Origin of the sequence: Oricola indica (assembly GCF_965227485.1) — a bacterium.
Taxonomy (GTDB): Bacteria; Pseudomonadota; Alphaproteobacteria; order Rhizobiales; family Rhizobiaceae; genus Oricola; species Oricola indica.
Window position 1 is genome coordinate 2750001 of record NZ_OZ245747.1, and the last position, 11350, is coordinate 2761350.

The window sequence follows — 11350 nt, forward strand, 5'->3', positions numbered from 1 at the left end:
ATAGACGACGCAGCCGGGTTCGGCCCGGAACTGGAATGAATGAACGGAGACGGCAATGCCCGCGGTACAGGAAACGATTGATCAGGTCCGAAAGATTGACGTCGACCAGTACAAATACGGCTTCGAGACTCTGATCGAAAGCGACAAGGCTCCGAAGGGTCTCAGCGAAGATATCATCCGGTTTATCTCGGCAAAGAAGCAGGAGCCGGACTGGATGCTGGAATGGCGTCTCGACGCCTATAGCCGCTGGCTGACCATGGAAGAGCCGACCTGGGCGCGCGTCGAGTATCCGAAGATTGATTTCAACGATCTCTATTACTATTCCGCGCCGAAGAGCATGTCCGGCCCGAAGACCCTCGACGAGGTCGACCCGGAACTTTTGAAGACCTATGAGAAGCTCGGCATCCCGCTGGCGGAGCAGGAAATTCTCGCCGGCGTTCAGGAGCGCAGGGTCGCGGTCGATGCGGTGTTCGATTCCGTCTCGGTCGTGACCACCTTCAAAAAGGAACTGTCCAAGGCCGGCGTGATCTTCATGTCGATCTCGGAAGCGATCCGCGAGTATCCCGACCTTGTGAAGAAATACCTCGCCTCGGTCGTGCCGGTCTCCGACAATTATTACGCCGCGCTCAATTCGGCGGTCTTTACCGACGGCTCCTTCGTCTATGTGCCGAAGGGCGTGCGCTGCCCGATGGAGCTTTCCACTTATTTCCGTATCAACGAGAAGAATACCGGCCAGTTCGAACGGACACTGATCATCGCTGAGGAAGGCGCATACGTCTCCTATCTGGAAGGCTGCACCGCGCCGCAGCGCGACGAAAACCAGTTGCATGCCGCCGTGGTCGAACTGGTCGCCATGGATGATGCAGAGATCAAATATTCGACCGTGCAGAACTGGTATCCGGGCGATGCCGAGGGCAAGGGCGGCATCTACAATTTCGTCACCAAGCGCGGTGACTGCCGGGGCAAGAACTCCAAGATCTCCTGGACGCAGGTCGAGACCGGTTCCGCGATCACCTGGAAGTACCCTTCCTGCATCCTGCGCGGCGACAATTCGCGCGGCGAGTTCTACTCGATTGCCGTATCTAACGGCGCGCAGCAGATCGACAGCGGGACCAAGATGATCCATCTCGGCAAGAACACGTCGAGCCGGATCATTTCCAAGGGCATTTCCGCCGGCAAGTCGAACAACACCTATCGCGGCCGCGTCTCTGCGCACCGCAAGGCCGAAAACGCGCGCAACTTCACGCAGTGCGACAGCTTGCTGATCGGAAATGAATGCGGCGCCCATACCGTGCCTTACATCGAAGCGAACAACGCGACGGCGCAGTTCGAGCACGAGGCGACGACGTCGAAGATTTCCGAGGACCAGCTGTTCTATTGCATGCAGCGCGGCATTCCCGAAGAGGAGGCCATCGCGCTGATCGTCAACGGCTTCGTCAAGGAAGTCATCCAGGAATTGCCGATGGAGTTCGCTGTCGAGGCGCAGAAGCTGATCGGAATCAGCCTCGAGGGTTCTGTTGGCTGACACTTTGCTCGCGATCGCCCGGATCGCGTTCGGAGTTTTTTTTGTCGGTTCGGCCATTCTGAAGATGGCGGAGACCGATTACATGGTCGGGATGCTGGCGGAAGCCGGTTTCAGCGCACCGCTGCCATTCGTCTACATCGCGATGGCGGCGCAGATAGCCGGGGGCGGGGCTCTCATCCTCGGCAAGCTGGTCGTTCCGGCTGCATTTGGATTAATCGCCTATGTGGCGGTCGTGAACTGGTATTTGCACCCGTTCTGGGTGCTGAGCGGTGAAGAGGCTGCGATTCAATTCCAGCTCTTTACCAAGAACTTGGGAATAATGGCCGGCTTGTTGTCGGTCGCGGGCGCTGACGCCTCGGGACGAAGGAGGGCGGTCTGATGTTGGCTGATCCGGTTGGTCTGGTTTTCTACGGGCTTGTCTGCGGCGCACTCGCCGCATTCGCGCCCCTGTTGGGTACACGCCCCCGCCGCGCGCTGATCGGCGCTGTCGTGGGGATTGTGGCCGCGATATTACTGCCGGTCCTGCGATCGGCGACGGGACTATGAGTGAGAGAAGACATGCTTGAGATCAAGAACCTGCACGCACGCATCGCCGAGGACGGCACCGAGATCATCCGCGGCCTGAACCTGTCCGTGAAGGCCGGTGAAGTTGCCGCGATCATGGGCCCGAACGGCTCCGGAAAGTCGACGCTTTCCTACATCCTTGCAGGGCGCGAGGATTACGAGGTGACCGAAGGCGAGATCCTCTACAACGGCGAGAGCATTCTCGAAATGGATCCGGCCGAACGCGCCGCCGCCGGCATCTTCCTTGCGTTCCAGTATCCGATGGAAATCCCGGGCGTGGCGACCATGCAGTTCCTGAAGGTCGCTATGAACGAGCAGCGCAAGGCCCGCGGCGAAGGCGAACTGACGACGCCGGACTTCATTCGTGTGGTCAAGGAAGCCGCCGGCAGCCTGGACATCTCGATGGAGATGCTGAAGCGCCCGCTCAATGTCGGCTTTTCGGGCGGCGAGAAGAAGCGCGCGGAAATCCTGCAGATGAAGCTGCTGGAGCCGAAGCTCTGCGTGCTCGACGAGACCGATTCCGGCCTCGACATCGATGCGCTGAAGATCGTCTCCGACGGCGTGAACTCGCTTCGCTCGCCGGATCGCGCCACCATCGTGATCACGCACTATCAGCGCCTGCTCGACTATATCGTTCCGGATACGGTGCATGTCCTGTTGAAGGGGCGCATCGTCAAGACCGGCGACAAGTCACTGGCGCACGAACTCGAGGCCAATGGCTACGCCGACATCATCAACGAAGCGGCCTGAGGCAGGCGGAAGGAGACGACGGAATGAATGTCCAGTCGAAACTGCCGCTTACCGCGGCCGAGACTGCGCTCGTGGAGCAGTTCGGCACACTTGTCGGGTCGCTTCCCGGCAATGCCGAAATGGTGCAGTTGCGTGACCGCGCGATCCAGTCGATCAAGGAAAGCGGATTGCCGACCCGACGGGTGGAAGCGTGGCACTATACCGACCTTCGCCGCCTGCTGACCCGTCTGCCGACCAATAACGCAGCCGGAGACGTCGCCGATCTCGAGAGTCTCGTCATGGGATCGTGGCGTCAGGTCATCAAGAACCGGAGCATCGACACGATCGCGGCTCCGGAAGGCGTGTCGATCAGCGCCATGGCCGACGCGCTGCGCGCGGATGTTTCCGGTGTGACGATTGCCGATCACGGCGTTCATGATGCGATCGGCCTTATCAACTCGGCCTTCGTCACCGACGGGTTCGTGGTCAAGGTCGATGACGGCGCGGAAATTGCCGAGCCGATTGAATTTCAAACGCTGCATGATGGCGGCCAGCTTCACGTGCGCAATTCCGTCACCGTCGGCGAGGGCGCGACCGCGACCTTCCATGACCGCCAAGCCGGTTCGGACGCCGAAGCCCTTGGCACCGTGGTAACGGATCTGAAGCTCGGAAAGGGCGCAAAAGCGACCTGGGTCACGGTTCAGGAAACCGGCGATGCGTCGGACCACCTTGCACAGCTCAACATCACGCTGGAGGAAGACGCCCGGCTGACACTCTTCATCGTCAATCTTTCCGGCAAACTCGTCCGTCAGGAAATCAATGCCGATGTGCTGGGCGAGGGCGCCGACCTTCAGTTCCGGGCCGTCAACCTGCTGGGCGATTCCCAGCATTGCGACATCACGCTGTCGCTCGGCCATCTGGTGCCGAACACGACATCGACCGAGACGGTGCGCAGCGTTGTCACCGGCAAGGCGCAGGGCGTTTTCCAGGGCCAGATCCGTGTCGATCAGATCGCCCAGAAGACCGATGCGCAGATGGCGTGCAACACGCTGCTGCTGTCCGATGAGGCCGGGTTCTCCACCAAGCCGGAACTGGAGATCTTCGCGGACGACGTGATTTGCGCGCATGGCGCGACCGTCGCCGAGATCGATCACAAGCACCTGTTCTACCTGATGGCGCGCGGCATCCCGGAGAAGATCGCGCAGGGTCTGCTGATCAAGGCCTTCGTCGCCGAGATCATCGAGGAACTGGGCGACGAGCGGTTGATCGGGGTGCTGGAGACGCGGCTCGACCACTGGTTGGAGATGAACGGTTGACGATGGACGCCACAACGGACACCGGGGCGCTGGCCTTTGACGTCGAGGCGATCCGCGCGGATTTTCCAATCCTCGCGCGGCAGGTGCACGGCAAGCCTCTTGTCTATCTGGACAATGGCGCTTCCGCTCAAAAGCCGAGGCAGGTGATCGACGCGGTCACGCACGCTTACGAGAACGAGTATTCCAACGTCCATCGCGGGCTGCATTTCCTGTCGAATGCGACGACGGACGCCTATGAGGGCGCGCGCACCAAGGTCAAGACCTTCCTGAACGCGTCATCGGCCGACGAGATCGTCTTCACCAAGTCGGCCACCGAGGCGATCAATACGGTTGCCTATGGCTGGGGTGTACCGAATATCGGAGAAGGCGACGAGATCGTCATCTCGATCATGGAGCATCACTCCAACATCGTTCCATGGCACTTCCTGCGCGAACGGCAGGGCGCCAAGCTGGTTTTCGCGCCGGTCGATGACGAGGGCGTATTCGATCTTGAACGGTTCGAGGCGTGTCTGACGGACCGCACCAAGCTGGTCGCAATCACGCATATGTCGAATGTTCTCGGCACTGTCGTTCCGGTCAAGGACGTATGCCGGATCGCCCATGCGCGTGGCATCCCGGTTCTTATCGATGGAAGTCAGGGCGCGGTGCACATGCCCGTCGACGTACAGGATATCGATTGCGACTGGTACGTCTTCACCGGCCACAAGGTCTACGGGCCGTCCGGTATCGGCGTTCTCTACGGCAAAAAGGATCGGCTCTCCGCCATGCAACCCTTCCAGGGCGGCGGCGAGATGATCGGCGAAGTCACCGTCGATACGATCACTTACAACGATCCGCCGCACCGTTTCGAGGCAGGCACGCCGCCGATCGTCCAGGCGATCGGGCTCGGCCATGCGCTCGACTACATGGAAACGATCGGCCGCGAGGCGATCGCGGCGCATGAGGCCGAATTGCGCGCCTATGCGCATGAGAGGCTCGGCCGTATCAATTCGCTGCGGATCATCGGCAACGCGCCCGGCAAGGGAGCCATCGTGTCTTTCGAGATGGAAGGCATCCATGCCCACGACGTTTCGATGCTGATCGACCGTTCGGGGGTCGCCGTTCGGGCCGGCACACATTGCGCGCAGCCGCTGTTGCAGCGCTTCGGTGCGACATCGACCTGCCGCGCATCGTTCGGCATGTATAATACAAAGGCTGAAATCGACATCCTGGCTGAGGCGCTTGAAAAGGCGCGCTCATTCTTCGGCTGACGAGGTAGTGATGAGCGAAGAGCACAAAACAGACGAAACATCGATCACCGATGCGGATGCACCGGAGGAGGCCGGAGAGAAGGCCTCCACGCTTCCGCGCGAGGAATTGGCGCGGATGACCGACGACATCGTCTCGGCGCTGAAAACCGTCTACGATCCGGAAATTCCGGCCGACATCTATGAACTCGGCCTGATCTACAAGGTCGATATCGAGGACGACCGGACGGTCAAGATCGACATGACCCTGACCGCGCCAGGTTGCCCGGTCGCCGGCGAGATGCCGGGCTGGGTCGAAAACGCCGTGCGCACGGTGGAAGGCGTGATGGATGTCGAGGTCGACATGGTGTTCGACCCGCCCTGGACGCCGGATCGCATGTCGGAAGAGGCGCAAATCGCGGTCGGATGGTACTGAACCGGTCCGTGCTTGCGAGGTACGGACTTCATGCCTAGATTCGTATGGAACGCAGACCCGGGAATGAAAACATGCCATTTGCCATCATGACAATGACCGATGCGGCGGCTGACCGCGTGAAGGAAATCGTCTCGGCGCGCGCCGGCGACGACGCGAAGGGCGTACGCGTGGGAATCAAGAAGGGCGGCTGCGCGGGTATGGAATACACCGTCGATCTCGTGACGGAGCCCGATTCCAGAGATGACCATATCGAACATGGCGGCGCGCATCTTTGGGTCGATCCGGCGGCGATGCTCTATTTGCTGGGCACCGAGATGGATTTCGAGGTGACCAAGCTGCGCACCGGTTTCGTCTTCAAGAATCCGAACGAATCGTCAGCGTGCGGGTGCGGTGAATCGGTCGAACTGAAGCCTGCCGATCTGAAGCAGCTGGCCGAAGCGCGCGGCGCGGTCTGACCCGAACGGCATCCTGAATCAAAAACGCCCGGTCGATGCCGGGCGTTTTTCGTTTCATGTCAAAAAACTATTGGCCGTTCATCATGAAGGCCGGGATTTCCTCGCCGAAGCCGACCGGCACCGGGCCGTCATTGTCACGGCGCTTGCGATCCTTGCGCTCGGGACGCGAGTCGGGCTTGTTTTCCGATCTGGACTTTCGCGTTTCCTGCTCTTTCGGAGCCTCTGGTTCCGCCTCAACCTGGGTTTCGACGGTTTCCGCTGCCGCTTCGACCGGCGTTTCGCGCTTTTCGCCACGATCGCGCTTGCCGCGCTTCGAACCGCGTTCCTTGCGGCCGCGACGCCCGTCCTTCTCGTCTTCCTCCGATCCGGCTTCCGGAATCGGCGAGAGCCATTCGATCTGGGTCGAAATCAGCTTCTCGATCGCGTCCAGATGCTTCATTTCGGGCTTGGAGACCAGCGTGTAGGCGGCGCCAGAACGGCCGGCACGGCCGGTCCGTCCGATGCGGTGGACATAGTCTTCGGCGTGGATTGGCACGTCGAAGTTGAAAACATGGCTGACGTCTGGGATGTCGAGACCGCGAGCGGCGACATCCGAAGCCACCAGCAGCTGGATCTTGTTGTCCTTGAAGCCCTTCAGCATGGCCATGCGCGAACGCTGGTCCATGTCGCCATGAAGGGCGCCGACGGAGAAGCCGTGCCGGTCAAGCGAACGGAACAGTTCCGAGACGTCGCGCTTGCGATTACAGAAGATGATGCCGTTCTTCAGATCCGCCTGGTTGCGAATCAGGTCGCGGAGAGAAGCGCGCTTCTCGTAGTCCTTTTTCGATACGCCCAGCAGTTTCTGCTTCACCGTGGTGGCCGTGGACGCCGCGCGGGATACCTCCACGCGAACCGGCGAATGCAGGAACTGGTCCGCGAGGCGGGTGATCTCCGGCGGCATGGTCGCCGAGAAGAACAGCGTCTGGCGGGTGAAGGGAATCAGCTTCACGATGCGCTCGATATCCGGGATGAAGCCCATGTCGAGCATGCGGTCGGCCTCGTCGATCACGAGGATCTCGACGCCGGTCAGAAGCAGCTTGCCGCGTTCGAAGTGGTCGAGCATCCGACCGGGGGTCGCGATCAGAACGTCGGCGCCGCGCTGCAGCTTCCGGTCCTGTTCATCGAAGGAGACGCCGCCGATGAGAAGCGACACGTTCAGCTTGTGGTTGACGCCGTATTTGTTGAAGTTCTCCTCGACCTGTGCCGCGAGTTCGCGGGTCGGTTCGAGGATCAGCGTGCGCGGCATGCGGGCGCGTGCACGTCCGCGCTCGAGGCGCGTGATCATCGGAAGAACAAAAGAGGCGGTCTTGCCGGTGCCCGTCTGCGCGATGCCCAGCACGTCCTTGCCTTCCATCGCATGCGGAATGGCTTGCGCCTGAATCGGCGTCGGTTCCGTGTAGCCAGCGGCTTCCACGGCATTGAGGACCTTTTGCGAAAGTCCAAGTTCAGAGAATGATGTCAAAGGATATCCACGCTTCGTCGTCGAAAACGGATTAGAGGGCGGCACATGCCGCGTTCCGGCTCGCAACTAGGCGTTTGTGGCCTCAGAGTCAACCGAAAGCCCGGAATTCCCGCGTTTTGCGAGCCCAAAAGGGCCTGATCGTGCTCTTCTCGCGCCGACCCTTGCGTCAGTAGCGGAACTGCTCGGCAAGGATTCGTTCGTCCCAGGAGTGGCTCTCGTCGAACAGAAGCGTCGCCGTCGCGTCGCGCGCTTCCTCTATGCGAACGCTGCGCACCGACTTGACCTCCGAATGGTCTGCCACGGCGTTGACCGGTCGCTTTTCCGCCTCCAGCACGGTGAAGGTGACCGAAACCTGGTTGGGGAGGAGCGCTCCGCGCCAGCGCCGCGGACGGAACGGGCTGACCGGCGTCAGCGCGAGAAGCGGTGCGTCGATGGGGATAATGGGGCCTTGCGCCGACAGGTTGTAGGCCGTCGACCCGGCCGGTGTCGCGAGCATCACGCCGTCGCAGATCAGTTCCGCGAGCCGTTCCTTGCCATCGACGTGGATGGCGATCTTGGCGGCCTGGTAGGATTGGCGAAACAGCGAAACCTCGTTGATGGCGAAGGCCTCGGTCTTTTCTCCATCCATGTTTTCGGTGCGCATCCGCAGTGGCCTGATCGATTCCGGAATGGCGGCGGCGATGCGTTCGCGAAGCCCGTCCTCGCGGAAATCGTTCATCAGGAAGCCGACCGACCCGCGGTTCATGCCGTAGATCCGCTTGCCGGTGTTGATGAACTGGTGAAGCGTCTGCAGCATGAAACCGTCGCCGCCGAGCGCGACGATCGTCTCGGCTTCCTCGATCGATTCCTGACCGTAGAGCGCGGATAGCAACTTGGCCGATTCGCGCGACTCCGGCGTATCCGACGACAGGAAGGCGATGGACTCATTGTTCATGAGGGCAGGGCTCGCAATCACATTAACCCGGTGCGCTTAGCACACAGCTTGGAAATAGTCTCTTTACAGCTTTCGTGTATATGCTATCGGCAACGCGTGCCCTTGTAGCTCAGTTGGTAGAGCATCTGATTTGTAATCAGAGGGTCGGGAGTTCGAGTCTCTCCGGGGGCACCAGCAATTTTTAGTGCCACATATTCGCGTTCCCGTGGCTCCGGCCCTCAGGGGCAGGCCAACACTGGACGCTTTCCGGGAGCCGGCGCCCCTGCTTAAGCGCTTTGCGGAAAGCGGCGGTTCTTTTGCTGGGCTCTAGGCGCTATCGCACGACCGAAACATAATGCGCATTGCGCGTATTGCATCGCGAGACGCGGATTTCGCTGGGTGTGTTTTCCAGGTCGTAGCCGATGCGCTCGATCTGGATGAGCGGGTCTCCCAGCGCACAACCGAGAAGCTCGGCGTCGTTCTTTTCCGCGGCGACCGCCTTCAGTTTTTCGGAGGCTGCCGAGATAGTGACGCCCCATCGTTCCGCGTAAAGGCCATAGATATTGTTTGGCAGGTCGTTGACCTCGTCGAAACCGGGAAACCGCGCCGCCGGCAAGATGATGGTTTCGACCAGAAGCGGTTCGTCGCCGAGAAACCGGACGCGCTCGACGGTCCAGAGCTGGCTGTCTGGTGGCACTTTCAGCATCTTGGCTTCCATTGCGGACGCTTTCGCCGAGCGACGGCGCACGACCTCCGATTCCGGAAGCACGCGGCTTCCGTCGTCGGGCAGGAGCCGGAAAAACTTGAACTGCTGCGGACCTTCCTCGGGTACGGCGACATAGGTGCCGCGCCCCTGCCTGCGCACGAGCAGGTTTTCCGAGGCCATAACGTCCAGCGCCTTTCTGACGGTTCCCTGGCTCACGCCGAGTTGGCGGGCGAGTTCCATCTCGCTGGGAATCAGCATGCCGGGCGTCCATTGGCCATCGACGAGGCGGCCGACAAGGCGGTCACGGATGCGGGCATAAAGCGGTTTGTAGTCCAGTGCTTCGTGTTCTGCGGACAACGGGCCGGCGCTCCTTCGCAATTTCGGTGCCTGATAATAGTGCATCGCGCTTGACAGTTCCACTATTATGTATCGTATATCTTATATAAGAGTTAGCTGAGTAGGGAAGGAGCACTGAATGACCGCACCACAATTGCTAGTCCATGAACATGCCGACAATGTCGGCGTGGTCGTGGTGGAGAATCTCGAGGCCGGAACCGACATGCTGTGCGTCGTCACGGCCGACAATTCCAGTTTCAATCTGGGGGTCGGAGACGACGTGCCGATCGGGCACAAGGTGGCTTTGCGCGACCTGAAGGCGGGCGAGACCGCAATCAAATATGGCGAGGACATCGGGAAATTCACCGCCGATGTGAAAAAAGGCGGCCACGTCCACGTCCACAATCTGAAAACCAAGCGCTGGTAGCCGGGGAGGGCTGTCGAATGGCATCGCAATATTCAAATCTTACCATCATGGCGTATCGCCGCGACAACGGTCGCGTCGGCGTGCGCAACCATGTGGTAATCCTTCCCGTCGACGACATTTCCAATGCGGCATGCGAGGCGGTGGCCAACAATATCAAGGGCACACTCGCGCTTCCGCACGCTTATGGGCGTCTTCAGTTCGGCGAGGATCTCGATCTGCATTTCCGCACCATGATCGGCACGGGCGCGAACCCGAATGTCGCCGCTGTGGTCGTGATCGGTATCGAGCCTGGCTGGACACAGAAGATCGCGGACGGGATTGCCGAAACCGGCAAGCCGGTGGCGGCCTTCTCCATCGAGCAGAACGGTGATCTCAAGACCATCATGGATGCTTCGCGCGCGGCCAAGGGCTTCGTGCATTATGCGTCCGAATTGCAGCGCGTCGAATGCCCGATCTCGGACCTGTGGGTCTCCACCAAATGCGGCGAGAGCGATACGACGACCGGACTGGGATCCTGCCCGACCGTCGGCAACATGTATGACAAGCTGCTGCCGGAAGGCATCTATGGCTGTTTCGGAGAAACCTCCGAGATCACCGGCGCCGAGCACATCTGCAAGGCGCGTGCGATCAACGAGGAAGTCGGCGAGCGCTGGTACAAGATGTGGAAGGCCTACCAGGATGACGTGATCTTCGCGCACCAGACGGACGATCTGTCGGAAAGCCAGCCCACGAAGGGCAATATCGAGGGTGGCCTGACCACAATCGAGGAGAAGGCGCTCGGTAATCTCGAGAAGATCGGCCGCGAATCGCGCTATATCGATATCCTCGAGCCGGCGGAGGCGCCGACTGCCGGAAAAGGTCTCTACTTCATGGACACGTCGTCGGCCGCGGCCGAATGCGTGACGCTCATGGCGGCCGCCGGATATGTGGTACACACATTCCCGACGGGACAGGGCAATGTCATCGGCAACCCGATCGTGCCCGTGATCAAGATATCGGCCAATCCCCGGACGATCCGGACAATGGGCGAGCATGTCGATGTCGATGTTTCGGGCATCCTGCGACGAGAGATGACGATCGACGAGGCGGGCGATTCCCTGATCGATATGATCGTCCGCACGTCGAATGGGCGAAGCACGGCAGCCGAGGCGCTCGGTCACCGCGAGTTCGTCATGACGAAACTCTACCGGAGCGCCTGATCAGGCCCTGCCAATTC

Annotated in this window: 12 protein-coding genes and 1 tRNA gene; 10 read left to right on the forward strand and 3 right to left on the reverse strand. The window is 60.6% G+C overall.

Translation table 11 applies throughout. The annotated features are described in order from the left end of the window. The first annotated feature begins 55 nt into the window (after positions 1–55). The 7 genes from sufB (at position 56) to sufA (ending at position 6251) form a co-directional block, all read left to right on the forward strand. A complete protein-coding gene (sufB, locus tag ACQK2M_RS13750) occupies positions 56–1525 on the forward strand; it encodes a Fe-S cluster assembly protein SufB (RefSeq protein ID WP_223477947.1) in 1470 nt (489 codons plus the stop codon). Then, positions 1518–1904, forward strand: coding sequence for a DoxX family protein (locus ACQK2M_RS13755; RefSeq protein WP_425418288.1), 387 nt, complete (start codon positions 1518–1520; stop codon positions 1902–1904). Before sufB ends, ACQK2M_RS13755 begins: the two co-directional genes overlap by 8 nt. Before the next feature lie 179 nt (positions 1905–2083). Then, positions 2084–2839, forward strand: coding sequence for a Fe-S cluster assembly ATPase SufC (gene sufC, locus ACQK2M_RS13760; RefSeq protein ID WP_425418289.1), 756 nt, complete (start codon positions 2084–2086; stop codon positions 2837–2839). A gap of 23 nt (positions 2840–2862) precedes the next feature. Then, the gene (gene sufD / locus ACQK2M_RS13765) at positions 2863–4134 is read left to right on the forward strand and encodes a Fe-S cluster assembly protein SufD (protein WP_425418290.1); all 1272 of its coding nucleotides are present in this window, start codon (positions 2863–2865) and stop codon (positions 4132–4134) included. A gap of 2 nt (positions 4135–4136) precedes the next feature. After that, a complete protein-coding gene (locus tag ACQK2M_RS13770; protein ID WP_425418291.1) occupies positions 4137–5384 on the forward strand; it encodes a cysteine desulfurase in 1248 nt (415 codons plus the stop codon). Between the two features lie 10 nt (positions 5385–5394). Beyond that, the gene (locus ACQK2M_RS13775) at positions 5395–5796 is read left to right on the forward strand and encodes an SUF system Fe-S cluster assembly protein (protein WP_425418292.1); all 402 of its coding nucleotides are present in this window, start codon (positions 5395–5397) and stop codon (positions 5794–5796) included. Positions 5797–5867: 71 nt separating this feature from the next. Beyond that, complete coding sequence (sufA, locus tag ACQK2M_RS13780; RefSeq protein WP_223477941.1) at positions 5868–6251, forward strand: Fe-S cluster assembly scaffold SufA; 384 nt, start codon at positions 5868–5870, stop codon at positions 6249–6251. Positions 6252–6318: 67 nt separating this feature from the next. Here sufA and ACQK2M_RS13785 read toward each other — a convergent pair whose 3' ends face one another. Both ACQK2M_RS13785 and ACQK2M_RS13790 read right to left on the reverse strand, forming a co-directional pair. After that, positions 6319–7752: a DEAD/DEAH box helicase gene (locus tag ACQK2M_RS13785; RefSeq protein ID WP_425418293.1), complete on the reverse strand. Its 1434-nt coding sequence runs from the start codon at positions 7750–7752 to the stop codon at positions 6319–6321. A gap of 166 nt (positions 7753–7918) precedes the next feature. Continuing rightward, a complete protein-coding gene (locus ACQK2M_RS13790) occupies positions 7919–8686 on the reverse strand; it encodes an NAD kinase (protein WP_425418294.1) in 768 nt (255 codons plus the stop codon). A 98-nt stretch (positions 8687–8784) separates the two neighbouring features. On the opposite strand from ACQK2M_RS13790, the gene ACQK2M_RS13795 reads away from it, so the two are divergent. Next, positions 8785–8860: transfer RNA gene (locus ACQK2M_RS13795), tRNA-Thr, on the forward strand. Between the two features lie 139 nt (positions 8861–8999). Here the strand turns inward: ACQK2M_RS13795 and ACQK2M_RS13800 are convergent. Further along, entirely contained in the window at positions 9000–9728 is a 729-nt protein-coding gene (locus ACQK2M_RS13800; RefSeq protein ID WP_425418295.1) for a GntR family transcriptional regulator, read from the reverse strand. Positions 9729–9846: 118 nt separating this feature from the next. On the opposite strand from ACQK2M_RS13800, the gene ACQK2M_RS13805 reads away from it, so the two are divergent. Further along, positions 9847–10134, forward strand: a complete 288-nt coding sequence (locus ACQK2M_RS13805; RefSeq protein ID WP_223477937.1) for a UxaA family hydrolase — start codon at positions 9847–9849, stop codon at positions 10132–10134. A gap of 17 nt (positions 10135–10151) precedes the next feature. Then, on the forward strand, positions 10152–11333 hold the full coding sequence (locus ACQK2M_RS13810; protein WP_425418296.1) for a UxaA family hydrolase: 1182 nt from the start codon (positions 10152–10154) through the stop codon (positions 11331–11333). Positions 11334–11350: the final 17 nt, after the last annotated feature.

Excerpts from the sequence above, each read along its gene's own strand:
- sufB (WP_223477947.1), top strand. The coding sequence starts at position 56 with ATGCCCGCGGTACAGGAAACGATTGATCAGGTCCGAAAGATTGACGTC.
- sufC (WP_425418289.1), top strand. The coding sequence starts at position 2,084 with ATGCTTGAGATCAAGAACCTGCACGCACGCATCGCCGAGGACGGCACC.
- sufD (WP_425418290.1), top strand. The coding sequence starts at position 2,863 with ATGAATGTCCAGTCGAAACTGCCGCTTACCGCGGCCGAGACTGCGCTC.
- ACQK2M_RS13770 (WP_425418291.1), top strand. The coding sequence starts at position 4,137 with ATGGACGCCACAACGGACACCGGGGCGCTGGCCTTTGACGTCGAGGCG.
- ACQK2M_RS13775 (WP_425418292.1), top strand. The coding sequence starts at position 5,395 with ATGAGCGAAGAGCACAAAACAGACGAAACATCGATCACCGATGCGGAT.
- sufA (WP_223477941.1), top strand. The coding sequence starts at position 5,868 with ATGCCATTTGCCATCATGACAATGACCGATGCGGCGGCTGACCGCGTG.
- ACQK2M_RS13790 (WP_425418294.1), bottom strand. The coding sequence starts at position 8,686 with ATGAACAATGAGTCCATCGCCTTCCTGTCGTCGGATACGCCGGAGTCG.
- ACQK2M_RS13805 (WP_223477937.1), top strand. The coding sequence starts at position 9,847 with ATGACCGCACCACAATTGCTAGTCCATGAACATGCCGACAATGTCGGC.
- ACQK2M_RS13810 (WP_425418296.1), top strand. The coding sequence starts at position 10,152 with ATGGCATCGCAATATTCAAATCTTACCATCATGGCGTATCGCCGCGAC.